This is a genomic window from Cobetia sp. BMC6 (genome assembly GCF_029991385.1).
GTDB lineage: Bacteria > Pseudomonadota > Gammaproteobacteria > Pseudomonadales > Halomonadaceae > Cobetia.
Window position 1 is genome coordinate 1 of the sequence record NZ_JAKUMF010000014.1, and the last position, 22,615, is coordinate 22,615.

Consider the following 22,615-nt stretch of genomic DNA (forward strand, 5'->3'; position numbering starts at 1 on the left):
AACCGCTTAGCGCCGATGGTAGTGTGGAGTTTCTCCATGTGAGAGTAGGTCATCGTCAGGCACTTATACTGAACCGCCCCTGTAGCCTTGCTGCAGGGGCGGTTCTCTTTGTGCGCAGGAAAAGTGGGCTCAGGAAAGAATGCGGCTAGAACAGTTTCTCCCTGCAAGAGTCGCGGATGGCCGCCCCGATCCTCGTCAGGCACTTATACTGAACCGCCCTGTAGCCTTGCTGCAGGGGCGGTTCAGTATGTGACAGAGCGTAGAAGCGCAACCAGTCCTGCTGATGAAGGGAAGCGCGCAGGGATCCGCCTGTGGACAACCGGAACATGGGAGTGGCACCTGAATTACCCACAAGGGCTTGTCGAGCATGAAGAGTTTCCAGGGGCAGGCAACTCTTGCTGGAATCCTGGGTACAGCTGGCTGATGGTGGGAGCTGATCAGGCGTCGCGGGTTCTGCACCTCAGTGTTGCGCATGTTTTATGCGATCAGGCTGAACTAAAGCGCTATTGGCGACTCTGAGTATGTGAGTTTCGACGTTCCCTTGCTTAGAAACTTGTCTGTGCTATCCCATCAGCAGACTTTTTGCGATCTGGCGCTCCTGCCTTGCAGTCGAGCAGCCTATCCGCCGGTCACTTCCCCAGTGGCCGGTTTTTTTATGCCTGCCATTCGGGGCGGTGCCTTTGTGGTCTTCGGCGAACTGTTGCGAAGCCTCCGGTGATCTTCTGCAGCGAGACACAAAAAAAGCGGCCGGATGAGTGATCATCCGGCCGCCTTGGCATCTGATGTGGCCCTCACGGAATGAAGGTCATGTCAGTGAGAGGAGCGTCTTAGCTGTTCTGCTCGATGCCCTGGATGTGCCAGTCGGCGCCATCGCGCAGCTCACGGACCAGGTGCCAAGTCTCGTTGAACTCGTTCTGCTCGCCATTTTCATCCAGCACGCCGTGGAACAGGACCGTTGCTTCCGCCTGCTTGCCAATCTCCTGCACGCTGCCCAGTTCAGCAAACAGACGCACGATCTCGGTACGGTTGTTGGCCGGTTGCTGAGCGCGCTCTTCACGCAGCAGATTGTAGAGCTCTGGCGTGACGTACTCCTGAATGCGCGGCAGGTCATTGTTGTCCCAGGCGCGCTGCAGGGTCATGAAGTGTTCCTTAGCACCGCCGAGGAACTGCTCCTTGTCGAACCAGGCCGGTTCGCTGGTCGGGGCGCCGCCTGTCAGGCCTGCCCCGATACCACCGGCAGGAGCCAGCGACTCGCCTTGCGGTTGATGCGCTTCACGCGCCTGCACATTGCGGGGCTGGTCATCGTGGCGTGTAGAGGTACCACCACCGCTACCTGCCGGCCCGCCGCTCGCCATGGCGGCCTTCTTGCGCGCGCTGAGGAACTTGAAGGCAATGAAGGCGATCACCGCGATGATCAGGAAGTCTGTCATGCGCAGACCATCGAAGGCGCCGCCGAAGAACAGCGATGCCAGCAAACCGCCTGCCAGCAGGCCTGCCATAGGCCCGGCAAACTTGGACAAGCCGCTGGAGGGCTTGGACTTCGCTGCAGTGCTGCTGTTGGTGGCCTTGTTGCTGCCGAACAGTGAGCTGGAGGATTTTCCGCTGTCAGCGGAGCGTGAGTAGCTACCGAAACTCTTGCCGCCGCCGAGGCGCTTGGCCTCTGCGTGTTCGACGCTCAGACCGAAGCCGAGCAAGCCGACCATCAGCATGATGAACAGATGGCGCATGTGGGATCTCCTTGGATGCGCTAGCGTGTAAGTGGAAGCTCCATTCTAGCCTTAGAATCGTCGTGGGAGGACCAATGGACGACGAAAAGTCTCAACATCTGATGGCGAGGCGATCATTGTTGTTGCTGATCGATTTCCAGGCTCGCCTGATGCCGGTTCTGAATGGCGGAACCGAAGCCATCAACAGTGCCATCTGGCTGGGCGGAATCGCCCAGGCGCTGGAAATTCCCGTCTGGCTGACCGAGCATTGCCCCGACAAGCTAGGCGCAAGTGCCCCGATGACGCACCTGTTGAGCGAACGCACACGCTGCTTCACCAAGCGCAGTTTCAGTGCGCTGGATGCGCAGGACTTTTGCAAGGCATTGGAGCAGAGTGGCTGTGACCAGTTGGTGGTGTGTGGTGCCGAGGCGCATGTCTGTGTGATGCAGACCGTGCTGTCCCTATGCGGCGCAGGCTATCGAGTGGCGTTGGTCGCCGATGGGATCGCCAGTCGCCGCCCGCGGGAGGCGGCGCTGGGAGTGGCCCGCTGCGAGGCCGCGGGCGCCAGTATCGTCAGTGCCGAGATGGTGGCGTATGAATGGCTTGGGTGTGCAGACCACGTCCTGTTCGGCGATATTCATCGCCGTTACTTCAAACCGCGCGCCGCGGAACACCTGACTTTCCCGGGGCTGGGGGGGTGAGGCGTGAAGTGCCTGCCATCACGTATCAGGCGCGTGCCGCGTCGGCCTCACTGCGCGTGAAGACCAGCGTATCGACCTCGGAGGCGGCATTGGAGAAGCGGTAACCGGCTACGTCGAAGTCCTTGAGGTCTTCGGCTGTCTCGATATCGTGCTTGAGCATCCAGGCGCTCATCAGGCCGCGTGCACGCTTGGCGTAGAAGCTGATGATCTTGGACTGGCCATTCTTCTCGTCCTTGAAGACCGGCGTCACGATGCGATGGCGGAACGCCCTGGCATCGATGGCCTTGAAGTATTCATTGGAGGCCAGGTTGACCAGTATCGGTGTGCCACTCTCTTCGACGGCCTGTTCCAGTGCCGGTGTCAGTGTCTTGCGCCAGTAGGCATACAGATCCTTGCCGGCTGGATTGCTCAGACGCGTCCCCATCTCGAGGCGGTATGGCTGGATAAGATCCAGCGGGCGCAGCAGTCCATAGAGGCCGGAGAGAATGCGCAGCTTGTGTTGTGCGCGTTCGAAGTCTTCCTCGCTGAACGTCTCTGCCGCCATGCCCTGATAGACATCCCCCTGGAAGGCCAGTACTGCCTGCTTGGCATTCTCCGGCGTGAAGGGCGGCTGCCATTCCTGGAAGCGAGCGGCATTGAGGCCGGCCAGCTTGTCGGAGAGCTTCATCAGGCTTGCGATGTCCTGCGGCGACTGCTCGCGCAGGATGTCGATCAGTGGTTGAGCCTGCTCGAGAAAATCGGGTTGGCTATGACGGGAGGTCACGGGGGCGCTGTCGAAATCCAGCGATTTGGCGGGCGAAATCACACTCAGCATGTAGACCTCCAGGCAGGGAAAGGTCTCAGTATATCAGGCAGACAAGATGGCCCCGAGTCCGTCAGGACTATCGGGGCCATAGATTGCACTGCGTGACGCCAGAGGCATCAATAGCGGCGGATCAGGAAGACCCCCGCGAACAGCAGCAGGACGCCTGCCACGCGCCCCAGCGAAAGATCATGCTGCGGGAAGGTCGCCCAGCCGAAGTGGTCCAGCACTACCGAGGCCGTCAGCTGCCCCGCCAGGAAGGTGGCCATCATGGTGGCAGCGCCCAGCTTGGGGACCAGTATCACGCTGGCCGCGACGAAGAAGGCACCCAACAGACCGCCGGTCCAGCTCCACCAGGGGGCCGCCTTGAGGGCGCCGACGCCCGGCATGGGCAGGCGCATGGCCAGCACGATGACGACGAGCGCGATCGAGCCGACCACGAAGCTGACCATGGCAGCCATGAGCGAGCTGTGAGTCTGCAGGGCCAGTGTGGAGTTGACGCCAGCTTGAATCGGCATCATGGCACCGGCGGCGACAGCCATGAGGATCATGCTCAATTCAGCGAGATTCATGAGGGGTCCTTGGTCACGAGCAGGCCGGTCATGATGGCCGGCCTGTCGGGGGTTGTGTATCCGCTACGGGTCAGAGGTGATTCAGGGACACGGGTTGGGCGCGGTGTTGTGGATCATCTCGATCTCGGCCAGCACTTCTTCGCTCAGCTCCACCTCGAGGCTTTTGATGTTGCTTTCCAGCTGGGTCATCGTCGTGGCACCGATGATGTTGCTGGTCAGGAACGGACGAGTGTTGACGAAGGCAAGGGCCATCTGGGCCGGATTCAGGCCGTGACGGCGGGCGATGTCCACGTAGCAGGCGATGACGTGCTGAGCCGGCTCGGCGTTGTAGCGCTGGAAACGCTCGAACAGCGTCAGGCGAGCGCCTTGTGGACGGGCACCGTCCAGATACTTGCCGGACAGGGTGCCGAAGGCCAGCGGCGAGTAGGCCAGCAGGCCGACATCTTCACGGTGCGCAAACTCGGCCAGGCCCACTTCGAAGCTGCGGTTGACCAGGTTGTACGGGTTCTGGACGCTGGCCACGCGCGGCAGATTCAGACGCTCGGCCAGGTTCAGGCACTGCATCACGCCCCACGGCGTCTCGTTGGACAGGCCCACGGCGCGGATCTTGCCGGCGGTGACCAGCTCGCCGAGGGCTGACAGGCTTTCCTCCAGCGGCGTCATGTCTTCATCTTCGGTCGGCTGGTAGCCCAGCTTGCCGAAGAAGTTGGTCTTGCGGTCCGGCCAATGCAGCTGATAGAGATCGATGTAATCGGTGCCCAGACGACGCAGGTTGTCGTCACAGGCGGCGATGATCTGCTCACGCGTCAGGCGTGAACCACCGCGCAGGTAATCCATGCCCGGGCCGGTGACCTTGGTGGCGATCTTGACCTGATCACGATTGCCGCGTGCCGCCAGCCAGCTGCCGATGTATTCCTCGGTACGGCCCTGGGTCTCGCCATTCGGGGGCACCGGGTACATCTCGGCGGTATCGATGAAGTCGATGCCAGCGTCGAGCGCGCGGTCCAGCTGCTGGTGGGCATCGGCTTCGCTGTTCTGCTCGCCGAAGGTCATGGTGCCAAGGCATAGCAGACTGACGTCGATGCCAGTACGGCCAAGAGCTCTACGTTGCATGCAGGATCCCCTTATCGGGTAGGTGTCAATGTAGCGGGCAGGACGAGTGCTTCCAGCACGCGCGTGGCGCGTGGTTCGCGCGCGTACTTTATCCCAAGGATGGCGCACATATTAGCAGCGTAACAAAAACCCACAAGGCGGGCTTGAGTCCCCCCGATTGCGCGAGTATGCTTGGCGCCCCGCTGTCAGGGGAGCAGTCTTTCTAGGCCGCCCGCAAGGGCAAACTGACAGTGTTGGCAAGGAGAATAGCGTCGCGGGCTCAGGATCGGGCCAGGACACGGCGTCACCCCTCTTATTCTGTATCAAGGTTACTCGTCATGCCGCAGGCCCCAACCCTGATGACTGGACTGAAATACCGCCTGGCGGAGCGTCTGTTCCACGCCTCCTGGCTGTCCGGCTCTCAGCAGAAGCATCGTCTGACCATGCGTCTGTTCAATCACTGCGCCAACGCCGGTCACACCGGTGCGTTGTCATTGTACGGGCACATGCTGTTCCAGCGCGGCAACTCCGCTCAGGAAAAGGCCAAGGGCGCGCGTTTCGTCATCAAGGCCGCGCAGGCCGGTGACGTGCATGCCCAGTATCAGGCGGCGCGTATCTATGAGTATGGCTGTGCCCAGTATCAGAGCGATCCGGCCAAGGCCGTGACCTGGTACGCGCGTGCGGCCGAGTGCCGCCATGCTCTCGCGGCCCAGCGCCTGGCGCGAGCCTATCGTGAAGGTTCCCTTGGCCTGGCGGTCTGCCCGCACAAGGCCGAGCAGTGGGAAGCCCACGCCCGCACGGGTGGTGAGGCAGACCTGCACTGAGCTGATGTACTGATCGGATGCACCAGCTGCTGTACTGCCCTCGCTGCCACTGACAACGCCCTCTTCGTGAGGGCGTTGTCGTCTCTGGCCTTCCCGGGCGCGTCTCTTGAACGTGATGCCTGCGTGATGGAGCAGATCGACCTGATGTCTGCGTTGACAGCGTCGTGTTCAGGACTCGCCAAGCAGGGGGCAATTCCCGTAACCTGAGGACATTCAACCTCTTCTCGCCCGGGCCCTGTCTGCCTGAGATACCTTGGGAGATTCGTGTGACGCTGCCTATTCTGCTCGATATTGAAGCCTCCGGCTTTGGCCGTGGTAGCTATCCGATCGAGATCGGGCTGGCGCGTGCCGACGGCAGCAGTTGCGCCTTCCTGATACAGCCTCTTGATGAGTGGGTGCATTGGGACCCCAAGGCGGAGCTGTTGCACGGCATCTCACGGGCACGGCTGGCACGCGAAGGGCGGCCAGTGCGCGAGGTGGCGCAGTGGGTCAATGATGAGCTGGGTGAGGCCGGAATCGCCTACAGCGACAGCTGGGGCTACGACAATACCTGGCTCTCGCTGTTGTTCTATCATGCCGGCATGCTGCCGCGCTTCCGTCTCGAGGCGCTCAGACGGCTGCTCGATGAGGAGCAGCTGAATTGCTGGGCGGAGCTCAAGGAAGCGGTGATCGCCGAGGGTGGCATCCAGCGCCATCGCGCCGGAGACGACGCCCGCCTGTTGCAACTTACCTGGCAGAAGGCCCAGTCGATCGGGCGCAGCGAATAAGCCTGCGCGAGGCGCCTCGGGGTCTACGCTTGGCGGCATTAGCGACACTGCAGTCAAGCCGGGTGTTGTCAGGTCAGAAGTTGTCAGGCGGAGCTGCAAGCACGAGATCGTGCCAATAAAGCCAAAAAAGCGGCAGCCCAACGGGTTGCCGCTTTTTTATACTGCCGTTTTTTCATGCTGCGGATGTCATCAGCGCCATGATGAGGCTCAGGCGCCTGTCACCGCCAGCAGCACCTTGCCGGTGCTGGCGTTGTCCTGCACATAGGCATGCGCGGCATCGGCTTCCTGGATCGGCCAGCTCTTGTCGATATGCGGGCGCAGCTCACCCCGCGCCAGGCGTGGCCACACATGCACGTAGAGCGCATCCAGCACCATGCCCTTGCCATCGGGAGAGCGCGAACGCAGGGTCGAGCCGATCAGGCGCTGACGCTTCATCAGCATGCGGCCCAGATCCAGCTCATCCATGCGCCCGCCCATCAGGCCGATCAACACCATGCGGCCGTCCTGCTTCAGCACCTGCTGATTGTCGGCCAGATAACCGCCGCCTACCGGGTCGAGAATCATGTCGGCACCGCCCCAGTCGTTCACGGCCTCGACGAAGCTGCCATCGTGGCGGTTCCAGCCGGCATCCGCGCCGAGGCGCAGGCAGGTCTCCAGCTTCTCCTGGCTGCCGACGGTCACGAAGCACGGATGCCCGAACAGCCCGCAAAGCTGGATGGCGGTAGTACCGATACCGCTGGCACCTGCGTGCAGCAGTACGCGCTCCTTGTGCTTGAGATTGCCCTCGATGAACAGGTTCAGCCAGGCGGTGGCGAACATCTCCGGCAGGGCGGCGGCGTCTCTCAGGCTATAGCCCTCCGGCACTGGCAACACCTGCAGGGCATTGACGACCACCTCCTCGGCATAGCCGCCACCGGACAGCAGCGCACAGACCGGATCACCGACCTTGAAGCGCTCGACGTGGCGGCCAACCTCACGAATGGTGCCGCTGACTTCCAGTCCCAGAATCTGACTGGCGCCTTCGGGGGGCGGATATTGGCCGGCACGCTGCATCAGATCGGCGCGATTGACGCCGGCCCAGGCTACTTCTATACGCACCTCATCCGAGGCAATCCCGTGCGGGGCCTCGGTTTCCTGCCAGACCAGTGATTCATTCTCGACGGCTATCGCAAACATTCGCTCTCTCCTTGGCGTGGCAGTCGCGCTGCCTGTTCGTACGCGGATGATCTCTGTGCCGAGGCGCATCGGCCGCGGTCCACGTGGGCGACTGTCATCTCACTGTACGGGGACTGTGACGCATCTGTCATGAAGTGGCGCGAACCTGACGTGATATCAAGCCCCATGATCCAGACATCGCGCTCCGCACTCCGTGCGGCCAAGGAGAGAGCATGATCGATACTGCCCGCGTCATCGCTGCCAAGTATCCTGCCTTTGCCAAACGTCACCCGCTGATCCGACGGCCAGCTCTGGCCATGCTGCGACGCCTGGTGCATGAGGGGGAGATCAATGCCTTCCTCGGCGAGAACTCGGACCAGCGCGGCTTTGATTTCATTGACCGCGTGCTCGATCACTTTTCCTTCGGCTACTCGGTGTCCTCGCGGGAGCGCGAGAACATTCCGGCCTACGGGCGTGTCGTCATCGTCGCCAATCATCCGCTGGGGTCATTGGATGGACTCGCGTTGCTCAAGCTGGTCGGCGAAGTGCGCCGCGACGTCAAGATCGTCGCCAACGACATCCTGATGAAGGTCGAGCCGCTGGCACCCTTGCTGCTGCCACTGGACAACCTCAGTCGACGTGGCTATCGCAAGAGCAGTGGTCAGATCTGCGATGCGCTGATGAATGAAGAGGCCGTGATCATCTTTCCGGCCGGCGAGGTCTCGCGTGCAGGCCCGACCGGGCCGCGCGACGGCAAGTGGCTGTCGGGTTTCCTGCATTTCGCGCGCAAGACCAATGCGCCGGTGCTGCCTATCCACGTCAGCGGTCGCAACTCGACGCTCTTCTATGCGCTGTCGTCGATCAATCGCAGCTTCGGCACGCCCCTGCTGGCCCACGAGATGTTTCGCCAGCGCGAGCGGCAGCTCAAGCTGCGCATCGGCGAGCTGATTCCGCTGGAGCGCCTCGACAGTGATGCCCTCAATACCAACGCCAAGACGCGTCTGCTACGCAAGCATCTGTATCGCATCGGGCGCGGCAAGCGTGGCCTGTTCGTGACAGAGAAGGCCATCGGCCATCCGGAGGAACGCCAGGCGCTGCGGGAAGAGCTGACGCCCTGTGAATTGCTGGGCGAGACTCGTGACGGCAAGAAGATCTACCTGTTCGATGCCTTCCCGGGCTCCAGCGTGATGCGCGAGATCGGTCGTCTGCGCGAGATCAGTTTCCGGCGTGTCGGCGAGGGCACCGGCGAGCGGCGCGATATCGATCGCTATGACGCCCACTACAGGCATCTGGTGCTGTGGGATGACGCCGACCTCGAGATCGCCGGTGCCTATCGCATCGGAGAGGTGCGAAAGATCATGGCGGTACATGGCGAGAAGGGGCTCTACAGCCCGACCCTGTTCCGCTTTACACCGGAGATGTTCGAGCGCATGCAGGACGGTCTGGAGCTGGGGCGCAGTTTCGTGCAGCCGCGTTACTGGGGGCGGCGCAGCCTCGATTACCTGTGGCAGGGGCTGGGCGCCTATCTGCGCTGTCATCCCGAGATTCGCTGGCTGTTCGGCCCGGTCACGCTTTCCAACAGCTACCCGGAGCCCGCCAGGGCGCTGACCGTCAGCTACTACCGTCATTATTATGGCGACGATGAAGGCTTGGCGCGCGCGCGGGCGCCTGTCGCCCGGAGCGTGCCGGGCAGCGCCGCCCATGAGGCGGAGCGCCTGTTCGATGGCCAGGATGCCGATGGCGATTTCCGCCGCCTGCGTGCCCAGCTGGATGCGATGGGCGTGACGGTACCGACGCTCTACAAGCAGTACGCCGAGGTCACCGAACCCGGTGGCACCCGTTTTCTCGATTTCAGTGTCGACGCCGATTTCGGTTACTGCATCGACGGCCTGGTGATGGTCGATGTCGAGCAGGTCACCGCCAGCAAGCGGGCGCGTTATATCGGCAGCCCCGTTCAGCAACAGGCCGCCTCGGACGATACCGTTGAGGTTGTTGGCGAGGCGGTGCTGAGCTGAGGCGCACTGCTGAAAGAGCGCGCTGAACTGAGGCGGCCGCTCGCATCGTCACTCCCCATGGCGGCGGCGTACGCGCTTGATGGGGAGTGACACGACAGCCTGTCAGGCCTTACGTCTCATGCCTCACGTCTCGGGCGCCAGACGCTCCAGCAGGGGCGCGATCTCGCGCTCGCTGATCAGGCGTGCGCGAGTGTCCGCATCGAGGAAGCCTGCCTCGACGGTGCGGTCCAGAAACTCGAGCAGGGGCGCGAAGAAGCCGTCACTGTCGAGGACAGCGATCGGCTTGGCGTGAAAGCGCAGATACTGCCAAGTCCAGGTCTCGAACAACTCCTCCAGGGTGCCAATCCCGCCGGGCAGGGTCACGAAGGCATCTGCCAATGCGGCCATCTGCGCCTTGCGCTCATGCATGTCCGCCACCTCGATCAGGCGCGTCAGACCGGTATGCGCCTTCTCGTTGCGGACCAGCACCTGCGGGATCACGCCGATCACCTCACCGCCTGCTGCCAGCGCGGCATCTGCCAATGCCCCCATCAGCCCGGCGCGCGCACCTCCGTAGACCAGTCCCCAGCCGCGTTCGGCGATGGCCGTGCCCAGAGCCTCGGCCAGTTGACGGTGCTGCGGGGAGACGCCCTCGCGGGAGCCCAGATAGACACAGATGCGATGCATGTTGCTCTCCTGAATGTTTCTCGGCGGCGCTCACTGCTGCTGCCGTGCCTTGATGTCATGTCCTTCCTATCCTACGCGAGTTGTGCGGCGACGCTATGACGCCCATGAGGAACTCGGCATTGCCCCGTGGCCAATGCGGGCCGCGTGCTGAGTTTCGGCGTTGTCGCCTGCATTCGCGGGCCTGCTCTGCTACCCTTGCCGCCCCCGCAGGCGACGGCTGGCGGGCGCTGGCGCCCCGTGAGCTTGCACCGGGATGCACCCCAACTCATCGCGACGTCGTCTTCGACGGACGCGGAACAACAAGGCAGGAGAGGCAGATGGCGCAGGTGCGCGGACGCTTTGCCAGTCGGCTGGGCTTCTTGATGGCCGCCGCTGGTTCGGCAGTAGGACTTGGCAACGTGTGGGGCTTCCCGTCCCAGACGGCCAACAACGGAGGCGGAGCCTTCGTGGTGATGTATCTGGTGCTGGCCTTCCTGCTGGCATGGCCGGCCTTGATGGCTGAGCTTGTCATCGGCCGCCATGGTCAGGCCAACATCGTCACCAGCATGAGTCTCGGTCGAGGCATCACCAAGCGCTTCGGCGCGCTGGCGGGCTGGACGGGCATGCTGACCGCCAGCCTGATTCTGGCCTTCTATGCCATCGTCGCGGGCTGGCTGCTGGGCTATACCGCCGCGCCGGTCAGCGAGGCGCTGGGCATGAGCTCCGCCGCCAGCTGGCTGACCACCTTCGACTTCACGCGCAATGTCTCGCTGACGGCAGTCTTCCTCGCGTTGACGATGGCGATCGTGGTCGGTGGTGTGCGCGGCGGGATCGAGAAGTGGTCCACGCGTCTGATGCCGCTGTTGCTGATGCTGCTGGTCGGGTTGATCGGCTACGTACTGACCCTACCGGGTGCCGATGAAGGCCTGAGTGTCTACCTGACGCCGCAGTGGGACCGCATCTTCGATGCCGACCTGATGCTGAGCGCGATGGGCCAGGCGTTCTTCTCGCTGTCGCTCGGCGTGGGCGCGATGCTGATCTACGGCTCCTATCTGGGGCCGGAGCAGCACCTGCCGCGTCTGGGCGTGCTGGTGACGCTGATCGATGTCGGCATCGCCTTCCTCGCCGGTCTGCTGGTGATTCCGGCCATGTATGCCGCGCGTCATCTGGGGGTCGAGATCTTCGATGCCGACGGCCTGCTCAAGAGCTCGGATACTCTGCTGTTCGACACGCTGCCGGCGCTGTTCGGCCAGATGGGCGGCGCAGGTGACGTCCTGATGGTGGCATTCTTCGCGCTGATGAGCGTGGCGGGCATCACCTCTTCCATCTCGATGCTGGAAGTGCCGGTATCCTTCGTGGTCGAGCGTGGCTGGCTGGGTCGGCGTGCCGCCACTCTGGCCGTCGGTGCCGCCATCATGGCCATCAGCCTGACCATCGCCGCCAACTTCGGGGCACTATTCGGCCTGGTGATCATGTTGACCACCCAGTACAGCCAGCCGCTGGTCGCGCTGGTGATGTGCCTGCTGGTCGGCTGGGCGATGTCGCGCCATGCGCTGCTCAAGGAGATCCAGAGCGGGGCGCCGGACATCGAGTCCAGCCTGTTCTGGAAGATCTGGCCGTGGTACGTGCGCCTGATCTGCCCGCTGTGCATCGCGCTGGTCTTCGCGCACTCGCTGTAGACCTGACGCTCGTCCCGACGCAAGAAGCCCGCCAATTGGCGGGCTTCTTCGTCTTCTGCATTCAAGCCGACGGCATCGGGGCGAGCGTCGCCAGAGCTCAGGGCAGCTCGGACAGCACGTCGTAATGGGCATCGACCCAGTGACCGATGGCGTTGCCCTCGGCGTAGGCGAGATGCTGGGCGTACTGGGTGTGCAGGCAGCGCACCTGATTCCAGTCACGGATGCCGCCGACGCCACGTTCACGCATCAGCTCAGTGAAGCCCTGGGACTCGATGGCGTTGCGCTCGGCTTCGCTCATGAAGCTCCAGCGTTCGGCGACGTAGGCCTCATGGCTGGCACGGTAGCGCGCCAGCAGTTCCTCGTCGGTCTTGAGGCGTTCTTCCAGCCCCTTGATGACGCCTTCGGCCTCGATGCGTGACAGTGAGATCTTGAGGCGTTCATCGCACAGCCAATAGAGGGTCGGGAAGGGCTTGCCGTCCACCAGCGAATGCATGCGCAGCACCAGCGGGGTGCCCTCGCCATCGGTGGCGGCCACGGCCTGGATGCCGCGCGGCTTGCGCCCGAGCTGGCGCTCGATGATCTCGAGCTCCCGCGCGTCGGGACTATGATTGGTCAGGATCACCATGCTTGCGGTCAGGCTCCAGCACACACTTGTTGGACCGGGATACGGCCCGGAAGAAAGCCTGGTTGAGCTGCTGGGGGCTCGGCACATAGCCATGCCATTCACGCTCGCAGTAGTCACTGCCGCGCGCCATCAGCTCCGGGGCCAGACGATTGAACCAGCCATCATAATCGTAGGGGTCAAGGCCCGGCAAGCTGATGTGCGGGTAGTCGGCGAAGCGCTCACTGAACCATTGCTCCAGCGCCGCTTCGACCTGCGCATGCAGCTCGATCATGTCCGGATAGATCCACTTGCTGTAGCGAATGCCCATCGGGCCTCCTCGCTGACGCGGTGCTGTGGTGGCGGGGGGCGTCATGGTGTGCCACGCCCGTGGCCATCAGTCGTCACGAGCCAGCGGGGCGAACTGGCCATTGCCCAGCTCACACAGTAACGCGGGGGCGAGCGCTATCTCCAGTCCACGACGGCCGCCGCTGATGAAGATTTCCGCCTGTGTCGCGGCGCTGTCATCGACCCACAGTGGCAGGCGCTTCTTCTGCCCCAGCGGACTGATGCCGCCGACCACATAGCCGGTGGCACGTTCGGCGGCATCATGCGCTGCCAGCGCCGCCTTGCGTGCCCCGCAGGCGCGTGCCAGTGCCTTGAGGTCGAGCGTACCGCTGACCGGCACCACGGCGACCACCAGCGGCTGACGTGCATTGCCGCCTTCCAGCTGGCAGACGAGTGTCTTGAAGACCTGGGTGGGATCAAGCCCCAGCGTGCGGGCGGCCTCTTCCCCGTAGGCGGAAGCGCGCGGGTCGTGGGCATATTCGAGTGTGCGGTGCGGCTTGCCCTTTAGCAGCTTGAGCGCGGGTGTCATGCCGGCACGCTCCCCTCGGAGGTGGCGCTGTGCGTCCCGAGAGCCCGGGCGGCCTCGCGCAGGGCCGGGACATCCAGTTCGGCGCTGTCGGTGTGCTCGTGCACATGGCTGACCAGGGTCGCGCGCAGCTCGCCCTCGATGGGCAAGGATTGCTTGGCATGATGATCGAACTGCACCAGCACGCAGTGGCCGCGCGCGCCGCAGACGCCGCTTTGCCACGCCTCCTGGGTCACGGTGAAGGAACTGCCGCCGAGGCGCGACAGCCAGGTGCGAATCTCCACCGGCTGGCCGTATTGCAGCTCGGCAAGGAAGTCGACCTCGATGCGCGCCATGATCAGCGGCCACTTGCGCGGATCGAGGTCCGGCACGAAGACGCGGAACAGGTCATTGCGCGCCCACTCGAACCAGGCCGGCAGGCGCGTGTTGTTGATGTGCCCGAGGGCATCGGTGTCGAAGAAGGCCGGTTCCAGTGTCTTGAAGTACATGCGTCGCTCCTGGGCATCCATGCGGCATTTCAGCCTATCAGGAAGCTCAGGCGCTGGCTGTACGTCGTGAGGCTAGTCGACGTTGCAACGGCGTGAACACGCCCAGCCACGCCGTCGCCACGATGAAACCGAGCAGGGTGCCCAGGCCGACCCCCATGCCGGGGTAGCTGAGCGAGACCACCAGCGCATAGCACAATAGCGAGCCGAGGCCGGCCGGGTAGTGCTTGATGACGGTCGCGACGGCTACCGGCCCCTGGGTGAGATGCAGAATCACCAGCAGCGGGTACATGGTGACCGGGAAGGCTGCCACCAGGCCTGCCCAGGAGGGCGGCAGCAGGTGGGCCAGCGCGGTGATGCCGAACACGATGCCGGCGGCCAGTCCGGCGCGCGCCAGCAGCGAGACCCAGGAGAAGGGTGACTTGCGCGCCGTGCTTTCCGGTACGCCGCGATAGAGGCGCATGCACAGCACGATGGCGATCAGCGTCACGATCACGCCGCTGACGCGTGTGAACTCGAACTGCGCCAGTGCCAGACTGGCGATCAGCCAGCCCAGCAGGCCGCCCAGGGTGCCGTTGATGACGCCGCGCAGCCCTTGGGCACGCCCGCATAGCCAGTAACCGACCCCCAGCGCCAGCGTCGAGGAGAAGCCGGCCAGGGTATAGACGGCGCTCTGGCCGGCAAACTCGGGGGAAATCTCCACGCCGATGAAGCCCAGCGTGATGGCCGTACCCAGCGGGTAGCCGGACAGCAGCCCGGCCATGCGCGTCGAGAGGCGCTCCGCGATCAGTGACAGCCCGATCACCACCGCCACCGAGATCAGCAGCTTGAGCAGTTGCAGGCCCAGCTCACCCTGAAGTGCTGCGCTCATTGGGCGGCGTCCCAGAACTGACGACGCACCAGCGAGATCTTGCCCACTGCCTTGCCGGAGGCCTGATGACGATGAGCCTCGGCGACCTCGCTGAAGTCGAACTGATGCTCATCGAGGCGCACCTTGAATTCGCCTTCCTCGACCAGCTCTACCAGCTTGCCCAGCGCCTGGCGCTGCTGTTCATGTCCGATGCCAGCGGTCAGCGGCAGCAGGATCGACAGCACTTCCAGGCTGCGGCTGCCGGCGTGCAGCGGCGAGAGATCCACCGTGGTGCGCGCGTTGATGGTCACGATGCGCCCGCCCAGCTTGCTGGCGGCGAAGCTGGCGGCCAGGTTGTCGCCGCCGACGCAATCGAAGACCAGGTCGAAGCCCTCGCCTCCCGTCAACCGGGCCACGTAATCGGCCACGGCTTCCTCGCGGTAGCGGATGACGTGGTCCGCGCCGCAGTCGCGTGCTGCCCGGGCCTTGTCATCGCTGGACACCGTGGTCGCGACTTCCGCGCCGATGCAACGGGCGATCTGCAATGCCACATGGCCGACGCCACCGGCGCCGCCGTGGATCAGCACGCGTTGTCCCGCTTCCAGCCGGCCACGCTCCACCAGTGCCTGCCAGGCGGTGATGAACACTGCCGGCAACGCGGCGGCTTCCATGAAGCTCAGGCGGCGCGGCTTGCGGGTGATCAGGCGTTCATCGGCGAGCATGTATTCCGCCAGCGCACCCGGATGAGCGGCGACACCGCCGGCAAAGCCGAGCACCTCGTCGCCGGGCGAGAAGGCCAGCACGTCATCGCCGACGGCATCGATCACACCGGCCACGTCGCCGTGCAGCACGCAGGGCGCTGGCGGCAGGAGAGGCACCTGACCGCTGGCCAGCTTGAGATCCAGTGGATTGACGCTGGAGGCAGCGACACGAATGCGCACCTGGCCGGGGCCGGGAGTGGGCAGCGGGCATTCGGTCGCCACGAAGTCGGCATCCGGGCCGGGATTGCGCAGCACCATGGCATGCATGGAAGCGAGCATGAGACGTCCTCGTTGATACGGGTTCCGGCCAGTGTGGCCAGTGAGCGCCACACCCTACCCATTGCGCTGCGTTGCGGCAATCCGACTTGGGTGGTTTCAGCCATCCAATGCACGGAATTGCATGATCGACAACGAAAAAGCCCCTGCCGATGGGCAGGGGCCTGGGGTGATACGGCGGCTGACGGTGTGTCAGGCCTGCCTGGGCGTGATGGGGATCACGCGTTCTGGCGCTTGGCTTTCTTGTCCACCGGTGCGATCTCGCCGGACTTCAGCTTGGCGATGTACTGGGCCAGCTCACGCTTCACGACCGGCATCAGATAGTAGAGGCCGATGATGTTGGCGATGGACATGGCGAAGATCATGGCGTCGGAGAAGTCGATGACCGGGCCGAGGCTCATGGAGGCACCGATGACCACGAAGGCGAGGAAGATCAGCTTGTAGATGATCTCGGAGCCCTTGCTCTCGCCGAACAGGTAGGTCCAGGCCTTCAGGCCGTAGTAGGACCAGGACAGCATGGTGGAGAAGGCGAACATCAACACTGCCAGGGCCAGCACATACGGGAACCACGGGAAGGCGGTCTCGAAGGCGTAGGACGTCAGCTGGACGCCGCCGAGGCCTTCGACCTGGTAGGCGCCGGTGATGACGATGACCAGCGCAGTCATGGTGCAGATGACGACGGTATCGATGAACGGCTCGAGCAGGGCGACGATCCCTTCGGTCGCCGGCTGGGAAGTCTTGACGGCAGAGTGGGCGATGGCCGCGGAGCCGATACCGGCTTCATTGGAGAAGGCAGCACGCTTGAAGCCCTGGATCAGCACGCCGACGATACCGCCGCCGACCGCGACCGGTGCGAAGGCACCTTCGATGATGGCGCCGAAGGCGGCCGGAATCGCACTGAAGTTGAAGCCGAGGATGATGAGTGCCGCGATCACGTAGATGACAGCCATCATCGGCACCAGTTTCTCGGTGACACGCGCGATGGACTTGATGCCGCCGATGATGACCATGCCGACGATGGCAGCCATCACCAGACCGAACAGCCAGCCGTAGCCGACCAGGAAGCTGGCATCACCGCCGGTGACGTTGACGGCCTGCTGATAGGACTGGTTGGCCTGGAACATGTTGCCGCCGCCGATGGAACCACCGATGGCGCAGATGGCGAAGAAGATTGCCAGAATCTTGCCCAGCCCCGCCTTGCCGTTTTCCGCGAAACCCTTGGACAGGTAGTACATCGGGCCGCCGGAGATGGAACCATCCGCGTTGACGTTGCGGTACTTCACGCCAAGCGTACATTCACAGAACTTGGAGGCCATGCCGAGCAGACCGGCCAGAATCATCCAGAAGGTCGCGCCCGGGCCGCCCAGCGAAACGGCGACCGCGACACCGGCGATGTTGCCCAGGCCGACCGTGCCGGACAGCGCCGTGGCCAGTGCCTGGAAGTGGGATACCTCGCCTTCATCCTTCGGGTCGGTGTAGTCGCCCTTGACCAGGCGGATGGCATGGCCGAACAGGCGGAACTGCACGAAGCCGAAATAGAGCGTGAAGATGACGGCAGCGATGATCAGCCAGCCGACGATCAGCGGGAACTGGGTGCCGGCCACCGGCACTGAATAGAAGATGGTCGAGACGATCGGGTTGACGATCGGTCCGACGATGTCACTGATGGCCTGGTCCATGCCTTCGGCACGGGCAGAGCTTGCGGCCATGAGGGCTGCCATGGCGGCAGCCCAGGGGGCCAGGGAGCGGAATCGACTCATGAGAGGTAACCTCGAAAAGCGAATTGTCGTTATTGTCTGGTGCAAATCTCTGCAGGCGGCTGGTGCGGGAGGCGCCTGTCTCAGGGAACGATGGTGACGGGCACCGAGGCCTCTTGAATCAGATGGGCAGTGACGCTGCCGAAGATGCGTGAGCGGACGCTTTCCCCCTTGCGGCCGACGATGATCTGCTCGGCATTCACCTCACGCGCCAGCAGGCTGAGAATCTCGGCGGCATCGCCGTGGCGGACACGCCCCTCGACCTGATAGCCCTCCTTTTCCAGCTCGCTGATGGTGGGCGTCAGTACACGTTCGTGGGCCAGCTTGATCTCGTTCTCGCGGCGGCTGGCACGCTGGGCGTTCTCCTCCGGCGTGTTGAAGCTGTAGGGCGACCATTCGACCACGTAGCAGAGAATGATCCTGGTTTCCGCGCCCACCAGAGAGGCGACGCGCTTGGCATAGGCAATGGCACTGTCGCCGCCCGGGGTTCCATCCAGTCCGACAATCAGGGAGGTGGTCATGGAGCTTCTCCTGAAGCTTGCTGGTCGTCGTGTCGCGCCAGCGGATTCTTGTTGAATTACCGTTTCGTTGCGGTTGAAAGAACTTTACTCCTCGCTCACACAAGAAATCCCTGCGGGTGTGTCGCTTCACAAAACGATGATTAAACGAAATGGCGTCAGTTACGCGTTGACGAGACTCAGGTTTCCGCTACGCCATTAGCCGGTGGTGACAATATTCGCTGAGAAAACTGCTACCCATGGCTGTCAGCAATGCCGAGAGCGGGACGAGCTGTCCTATCGGGCGCCAGCAGGCCCCCCATCAAGGTCGCTTTCAGTGGCAGGGGGAGCGGGAGTGAAGAGGATGTGACCGGGGAGTGACGCAGGGGCAAGGAGAGGGAGCCACAAGAAGAAGTAGCGGCAAGGAGAAGTAGCGGCAAGGAGGGTGCGGACAGAGATAGAGCAGAGCGGACAAGAGAATAGAGCGGACAAGAGCGGGTAAGCAGAGGAGGGTAGGTCGAGGAGAGAGGTGAGGAAGGAGAGGAAAACGGAGAAAAACGCAGCGCTGCTCACCAACAGCGCTGCGGGCGCTCGACAACCGGCGCGGCTAGATCAGCCGCTGGTGCGTCAGGTCTTGCCAGGCGGCTTCGATGGGCCATGCCAGCGGCTGACGCAGGTGTTCCGGCAGCGCCATCAGGGCGGCCGCGGGACTGTCGTGTTCGCGCATGCGCAACCAGCAGTAGGCCCAGGCGCAGGCATCATCCGGCCCCTGCGGCACCGGGCGTGCCGGCATCTGCATCAACAGGAACAGCGCTGCCTTGGGCGCCCACAGCGGCGCACCTCCCTCGACGGCCCACTGTTCCAGTGTCTCGCCATCGGGGTTGCTGGTGGGCTGGCCAAGACTTGCGACGCGCGCGGTATCAGCCAGCAGCACGGCGAGGCGCTCGCTGTCGCCACGGCCATGGGTCAGCCAGGCGCGCAACAGACCGGGCAGCCCGCGCTGGGCCTGTGGGTAAAAGGTGTCTTCAGACATGCACAAAGGCTTATGCTGTAGTTGGTCCACAGGTATTCTTCTCGCCGCCAGAAGGCGGTGTGAGTCGAGCGCACTGCTCGCGTTGCCTGCCAAATTTGCCCGCCACAGGGAGACTCCATCTTGCCATTCGATTTCATCACCCCGCTCGATCGACGCCAGTACCCTTCCCAGAAGTGGGATCGCTACGCCTCGGACGTCATGCCCCTCTGGATTGCCGACATGGACTTCAGCGCCCCGCCCGCCGTGACACGAGCGCTGGCCGAGCGAGTGGCGCACCCGGTCTACGGCTATGCTAAGCCGTCGGAGAGCCTCGATGACAGCCTGTGTGACTGGAGTCGCGAGCATTATGGCTGGGAGGTGCCGCGTGACGCCATCGTCTGGCTGCCGGGCGTGGTGCCGGCCTTGCACCTGGCCAGTCTGGCATTGACCTCTCCCGGCGCGGGCGTGGTCACGACGACCCCGATCTACCCGCCCTTCCTCAAGGTGGCCCAGAAGACCGGGCGACTGGCGCAGATGGCGCCGCTGGCAGAGCCCGAGACGCAAGGCGGCCCCTGGCGTCTGGACCTGGAGGCCCTGGAAGCGGCCATCACGCCCGAGACCGAGCTGCTGCTATGGTGCCACCCGCACAATCCTACCGGCCGCGTCTGGCGCGAGGAAGAGCTCGAGGCGCTGGCGGAGCTGGTCGAGCGTCACGATCTGCTGGTGGTCTCCGATGAGCTGCATGCCGATCTGGTGGTGGACCCGACGGCCCGCCATATCCCGCTGGCCAGCCTGAACGAACGACTGGCGGCGCGCTGCGTGACCCTGTGGGCGCCCTCCAAGACCTTCAACACCGCTGGGCTGACGTTCGCCTGCGCGGTGATCACCGACCCCAGGCTGCGTGCACGCTTCACCGGCGCCGCCAATGGCTTGATGCCCGATACCAATGTGCTGGGCATGGCCGCGACCGAGGCGGCGTGGCGCGAGGGTGAGCCGTGGCGTCAGGAGTTGCTGAGCGTGCTGCGTGACAACCTCGATCTGCTGGAAAGCCATGTGGCACGCTGGGACGGCGTCAGCATGTCGCGCCCGCAAGCCACCTATCTGGCCTGGTTGGATATGCGCAAGGCAGGGCTCGGGGAGTCTCCGCAGCAGACGCTGCTCGAGGAATGCGATGTCGCGCTGTCGGATGGCGCCGACTTCGGCTGGCCGGGCTTCGTGCGCTTGAACTACGGCACCACGAGTGTGCAGCTGGAGAAGGCGCTGCAGCAGATGGATGAGCGCCTGCAGAAAGACTGAGGTTGGCGAAGGGATCGAGGGGGCGAGCGAAGCGGCCAAGAAGGGTAGTCGACAGAGCCGGAGTTGATCTGGGTCAGCCTGCAGCGTTTCGTTGGCAGCTATCGCTCATTGCAAACTTGAATTGAGAATCATTATCGTCAACTCTGAAGCTAGGCCGCTCATCGGGAGGGGCTTGTCATCAGGAGATGCGACGATGAGACATGAGGTGGCAGAGACGCCGCGACAGGGGCGGCCAGCAAGCAGGGATGCAGGCGCGACGGCCTGTCGTGAATGGTGTTGTCAGGGCGGAAGCCTGCGCCTGGCGCGTTCGTCGCCGCCATCTTCCCGCTGCCGTGCTCCCGCGGCGTCATCTGCTGCCCCGCCTGCGTCAGGCGCCGTGATGTCCGCGGGCCATGAGCTTGAGGTGGACTTTCCGCCCAGCGTGCGCGAATCGCGTGCCCGTCCCTCGCTTCTCAAGGGCTGGAGCCGTCGTCGTTAGTCCTTGAGTCGGCGCGACGGCTGACCATCAATGACAAGGCCCCGCTTCCTTGACCGGAGGCGGGGCCTTGTCGTCTGCGTGTCGTGTTCAACTCATTGCTACGATCAGCGCACCAGCACGATCAGTACATCAGGGCGAACAGTTGGCGACGGAAGCGCACGGTCAGCTCATGGGTCGCCCCAAGGGCGTCGAAGACGCGCAGCAGCGTCTTGCGTGCCAGATCATCGCCGTACTGGCGGTCGGTCTTCACCAGGCTGATCAGGGTATCCAGAGCCAGCTCGTAGTGGCCATCCGCCAGATCGCGCATGGCGCGTTGGTAGCGGGCTTCACTGTCGTCCCGCTCGATCATGGCCTGCACCTCTTCGGGAGACGGCGCCTCGGCGATGAAGTCGATGCGCGCACGTACGCCACGCGCCTGGGCGCCATCACGGTCTTCCGGCTTGAGGGAGTCCAGCAGTTGGCGGGCCTCTTCACCATTGCCCTCGGCAACCAGCACCGAGGCGAGATGGATGCGGTATTCCGGTGTCTCGGGAGATTCCTGCGCCAGCTGTTGATACAGCGTCTTGGCGGTGACGAGGTCGCCGTTTTCCAGTGCAGTGGCCGCCTGCTCCGCGAGGCTGGGGCCTGCCCCGGCCGCCGGCTGGACCTTGTGCTGCTCGAGGAACTGGCGAATCTCGGCTTCCGGACGTGCGCCGGTGAAGTTACCTGCCAGGCCGCCCTGGATGACCAGCTTGACATCCGGCACCGAACGCACACCCAGCTGGGCGGCGATGTCCTGTTGCTCCTCGGCGTTCAGCTTGGCAAGGATGAAGCCGCCCGCATATTCACGCGCCAGCTTCTCGAGGATCGGCGTCAAAACGAGGCAGTGCTCGCTCTGCGGCGACCAGCAATCCAGCAGTACCGGCACTTGCTGTGAGGCTTCCAGCACCTGCTGAAGATTGCTCATGTCCACATCGATGATGTAGGTATTGGCGTCTTCTGCCTGGCGCGGTGCACTGGCGGCACCGCCGCCGACTACCCCTTGTGGCTGGGTGGCGGTGGTGTCATTGCCGGTCAGTGGCTGGCCGGTATTGGGATCGATGATCATGGTGCATGCCCCGAAATTCTGTCTGCGATTCAAGGCTCGCGCGCGAGCCGGTTGGCCTGATGATGCGGCCCGTCGCAGTGGAGTTCAAGGCGCTGCCGGACACTTCCTCGCGCGATCGCCTCGGGCGCGTCGGTTCACGGCAGCAGGGTGTCGCCGGCCAGGCTGGCGATGCAGGCGGCTTCGCTCTCGCTGAGCGGCATCACGGACAGGCGTGCGCGGCGCACCAGGTGGCTATCCGCCAGCTCGGGCCGGGCCTTCAGGCGCGCGATGGGCAGGGAGTTGCGCAGCGGGCGAAGGTAGCTCAGGCGCGGGGCGACCCAGCGCGGAGGCTTGCCGGCATCGATATCCGCCACCTGACGTGGGTCGAAGCCCTTGTGCTCGGGGTCACTGGCCGTCGGGTCGGGCAGGGCGAGTTCGCTGACGATGGCAAGCCCGACCACTGCAGGTACCTTGCAGCTGGAGTGCTGGATGAGCACGACATCACCGAGCTGCATCTCGCGCAGGAAGTTGCGCGCCTGATAGTTGCGAACGCCATCCCATAGCGCCGGTGATTCGCGGCGCAGGTCATCCAGCGAGAAGGCATCGGGTTCGGTCTTGATCAGCCAGTGGCGCATGCGGCACTCCCTTGGGGCTTACGTGATGAGTGTGAAGGCGATGGGCGTTGAGAAAGGGACAGGCGAGGT

The 22,615-nt window shown here is 63.8% G+C and carries 22 protein-coding genes and 1 pseudogene; 6 read left to right on the plus strand and 17 right to left on the minus strand.

Annotated elements, in window-relative coordinates; genetic code table 11:
* Positions 1-827 precede the first annotated feature (827 nt).
* Positions 828-1,727, minus strand: a complete 900-nt coding sequence (locus MKZ40_RS16205) for a TIM44-like domain-containing protein (protein ID WP_175090769.1) — start codon at positions 1,725-1,727, stop codon at positions 828-830.
* Between the two features lie 74 nt (positions 1,728-1,801).
* On the opposite strand from MKZ40_RS16205, the gene MKZ40_RS16210 reads away from it, so the two are divergent.
* Positions 1,802-2,407 carry an isochorismatase family protein gene (locus MKZ40_RS16210; protein ID WP_254627233.1) on the plus strand — a complete coding sequence of 202 codons (606 nt, stop codon included), beginning with the start codon at positions 1,802-1,804 and terminating at the stop codon, positions 2,405-2,407.
* A 25-nt stretch (positions 2,408-2,432) separates the two neighbouring features.
* Here the strand turns inward: MKZ40_RS16210 and yaaA are convergent, their stop codons facing one another.
* The 3 genes from yaaA to MKZ40_RS16225 all read right to left on the minus strand — a co-directional run bounded on the left by yaaA (position 2,433) and on the right by MKZ40_RS16225 (position 4,894).
* On the minus strand, positions 2,433-3,221 hold the full coding sequence (gene yaaA / locus MKZ40_RS16215; RefSeq protein ID WP_175090768.1) for a peroxide stress protein YaaA: 789 nt from the start codon (positions 3,219-3,221) through the stop codon (positions 2,433-2,435).
* 107 nt (positions 3,222-3,328) lie between these two features.
* Entirely contained in the window at positions 3,329-3,781 is a 453-nt protein-coding gene (locus MKZ40_RS16220; protein ID WP_175090767.1) for a DMT family transporter, read from the minus strand.
* 81 nt (positions 3,782-3,862) lie between these two features.
* On the minus strand, positions 3,863-4,894 hold the full coding sequence (locus MKZ40_RS16225) for an NADP(H)-dependent aldo-keto reductase (protein WP_175090766.1): 1,032 nt from the start codon (positions 4,892-4,894) through the stop codon (positions 3,863-3,865).
* Positions 4,895-5,211: 317 nt separating this feature from the next.
* Between MKZ40_RS16225 and MKZ40_RS16230 the strand changes: the two genes are divergently transcribed.
* Both MKZ40_RS16230 and MKZ40_RS16235 read left to right on the plus strand, forming a co-directional pair.
* Positions 5,212-5,697, plus strand: a complete 486-nt coding sequence (locus tag MKZ40_RS16230; RefSeq protein WP_043336560.1) for a sel1 repeat family protein — start codon at positions 5,212-5,214, stop codon at positions 5,695-5,697.
* Positions 5,698-5,957: 260 nt separating this feature from the next.
* On the plus strand, positions 5,958-6,464 hold the full coding sequence (locus MKZ40_RS16235; protein ID WP_107335865.1) for a hypothetical protein: 507 nt from the start codon (positions 5,958-5,960) through the stop codon (positions 6,462-6,464).
* Positions 6,465-6,671: 207 nt separating this feature from the next.
* On the opposite strand, the gene MKZ40_RS16240 is transcribed toward MKZ40_RS16235, so the two are convergent.
* On the minus strand, positions 6,672-7,640 hold the full coding sequence (locus MKZ40_RS16240) for an NAD(P)H-quinone oxidoreductase (RefSeq protein ID WP_043336555.1): 969 nt from the start codon (positions 7,638-7,640) through the stop codon (positions 6,672-6,674).
* A 212-nt stretch (positions 7,641-7,852) separates the two neighbouring features.
* On the opposite strand from MKZ40_RS16240, the gene MKZ40_RS16245 reads away from it, so the two are divergent.
* Complete coding sequence (locus MKZ40_RS16245) at positions 7,853-9,634, plus strand: lysophospholipid acyltransferase family protein (protein WP_175090765.1); 1,782 nt, start codon at positions 7,853-7,855, stop codon at positions 9,632-9,634.
* A gap of 123 nt (positions 9,635-9,757) precedes the next feature.
* Here MKZ40_RS16245 and MKZ40_RS16250 read toward each other — a convergent pair whose 3' ends face one another.
* A complete protein-coding gene (locus MKZ40_RS16250; RefSeq protein ID WP_175090764.1) occupies positions 9,758-10,300 on the minus strand; it encodes a TIGR00730 family Rossman fold protein in 543 nt (180 codons plus the stop codon).
* A gap of 317 nt (positions 10,301-10,617) precedes the next feature.
* Between MKZ40_RS16250 and MKZ40_RS16255 the strand changes: the two genes are divergently transcribed.
* Positions 10,618-11,958 (plus strand): sodium-dependent transporter, encoded by a 1,341-nt coding sequence (locus tag MKZ40_RS16255; RefSeq protein WP_175090763.1) that lies wholly within the window; start codon positions 10,618-10,620, stop codon positions 11,956-11,958.
* A gap of 97 nt (positions 11,959-12,055) precedes the next feature.
* Here the strand turns inward: MKZ40_RS16255 and MKZ40_RS16260 are convergent, their stop codons facing one another.
* The 9 genes and pseudogenes from MKZ40_RS16260 to MKZ40_RS16300 form a co-directional block, all read right to left on the minus strand.
* Positions 12,056-12,583 carry a DUF501 domain-containing protein gene (locus tag MKZ40_RS16260; protein WP_175090762.1) on the minus strand — a complete coding sequence of 176 codons (528 nt, stop codon included), beginning with the start codon at positions 12,581-12,583 and terminating at the stop codon, positions 12,056-12,058.
* On the minus strand, positions 12,561-12,890 hold the full coding sequence (locus tag MKZ40_RS16265; protein ID WP_175090761.1) for a hypothetical protein: 330 nt from the start codon (positions 12,888-12,890) through the stop codon (positions 12,561-12,563). The genes MKZ40_RS16260 and MKZ40_RS16265 overlap by 23 nt, the downstream gene beginning before the upstream one ends.
* A 66-nt stretch (positions 12,891-12,956) precedes the next feature.
* Complete coding sequence (ybaK, locus tag MKZ40_RS16270; protein WP_175090760.1) at positions 12,957-13,436, minus strand: Cys-tRNA(Pro) deacylase; 480 nt, start codon at positions 13,434-13,436, stop codon at positions 12,957-12,959.
* Positions 13,437-13,522: 86 nt separating this feature from the next.
* Positions 13,523-13,921, minus strand: a pseudogene (locus MKZ40_RS16275) (thioesterase family protein); the annotation flags it as partial.
* Positions 13,922-13,967: 46 nt separating this feature from the next.
* The gene (locus MKZ40_RS16280) at positions 13,968-14,789 is read right to left on the minus strand and encodes a hypothetical protein (protein WP_175090758.1); all 822 of its coding nucleotides are present in this window, start codon (positions 14,787-14,789) and stop codon (positions 13,968-13,970) included.
* Positions 14,786-15,808 carry a zinc-binding dehydrogenase gene (locus MKZ40_RS16285; RefSeq protein WP_217485973.1) on the minus strand — a complete coding sequence of 341 codons (1,023 nt, stop codon included), beginning with the start codon at positions 15,806-15,808 and terminating at the stop codon, positions 14,786-14,788. The genes MKZ40_RS16280 and MKZ40_RS16285 overlap by 4 nt, the downstream gene beginning before the upstream one ends.
* Before the next feature lie 215 nt (positions 15,809-16,023).
* Complete coding sequence (locus MKZ40_RS16290) at positions 16,024-17,565, minus strand: alanine/glycine:cation symporter family protein (RefSeq protein ID WP_175090757.1); 1,542 nt, start codon at positions 17,563-17,565, stop codon at positions 16,024-16,026.
* A gap of 80 nt (positions 17,566-17,645) precedes the next feature.
* Positions 17,646-18,083 (minus strand): universal stress protein, encoded by a 438-nt coding sequence (locus MKZ40_RS16295; RefSeq protein WP_175090756.1) that lies wholly within the window; start codon positions 18,081-18,083, stop codon positions 17,646-17,648.
* Positions 18,084-18,666: 583 nt separating this feature from the next.
* On the minus strand, positions 18,667-19,092 hold the full coding sequence (locus tag MKZ40_RS16300; protein WP_175090755.1) for a hypothetical protein: 426 nt from the start codon (positions 19,090-19,092) through the stop codon (positions 18,667-18,669).
* A 120-nt stretch (positions 19,093-19,212) separates the two neighbouring features.
* Here MKZ40_RS16300 and MKZ40_RS16305 point away from each other — a divergent pair, with 120 nt between their 5' ends.
* Positions 19,213-20,367, plus strand: coding sequence for a PatB family C-S lyase (locus tag MKZ40_RS16305; RefSeq protein WP_175090754.1), 1,155 nt, complete (start codon positions 19,213-19,215; stop codon positions 20,365-20,367).
* Positions 20,368-20,966: 599 nt separating this feature from the next.
* On the opposite strand, the gene MKZ40_RS16310 is transcribed toward MKZ40_RS16305, so the two are convergent.
* Together MKZ40_RS16310 and MKZ40_RS16315 are read right to left on the minus strand one after the other, a co-directional pair.
* Positions 20,967-21,932 (minus strand): tetratricopeptide repeat protein, encoded by a 966-nt coding sequence (locus tag MKZ40_RS16310; protein ID WP_175090753.1) that lies wholly within the window; start codon positions 21,930-21,932, stop codon positions 20,967-20,969.
* Positions 21,933-22,066: 134 nt separating this feature from the next.
* A complete protein-coding gene (locus MKZ40_RS16315) occupies positions 22,067-22,546 on the minus strand; it encodes an EVE domain-containing protein (RefSeq protein ID WP_175090752.1) in 480 nt (159 codons plus the stop codon).
* Between the last annotated feature and the right edge of the window lie 69 nt (positions 22,547-22,615).